The sequence below is a fragment of the Oceanobacillus saliphilus genome (assembly GCF_023522835.1).
GTDB lineage: Bacteria > Bacillota > Bacilli > Bacillales > Amphibacillaceae > Oceanobacillus > Oceanobacillus saliphilus.
This window is the reverse complement of record NZ_JALCZU010000207.1, coordinates 1-260: the sequence shown is the minus strand read 5'-3', so window position 1 is coordinate 260 and position 260 is coordinate 1. Positions and strand designations below refer to the sequence as shown.

Below are 260 nucleotides of genomic sequence, written 5' to 3'. Positions count from 1 at the left end.
ATGCAATTCGCATTGCCAGTCTTCGTTGTTGTCCCCAAGTTGGATTATACAGAGAGAATCGATCCACAAATACGGAATGTGAAGTTGGCGGGTCGCTTCGACAGCATCCTGGAAAGTCCTTGGCAGATCAGATAGACTGAATCCTTCCATTCGTTGTTTGATGTTGTCTTTGGATGTACAGAACTTTTTTTTCTCTTCGTTTGAGAGAGTGCCCCACCGATGGGATAAGGCGATGTATTTTCCAGCTTGAACATGAGAGC

General features: G+C 45.0%; 1 protein-coding gene. It reads right to left on the bottom strand.

The window, feature by feature from the left end:
* Positions 1-44: 44 nt before the first annotated feature.
* Positions 45-260 (bottom strand): hypothetical protein (locus tag MN204_RS20930; protein ID WP_249872975.1); only part of this gene is annotated, 216 nt, incomplete at its 5' end.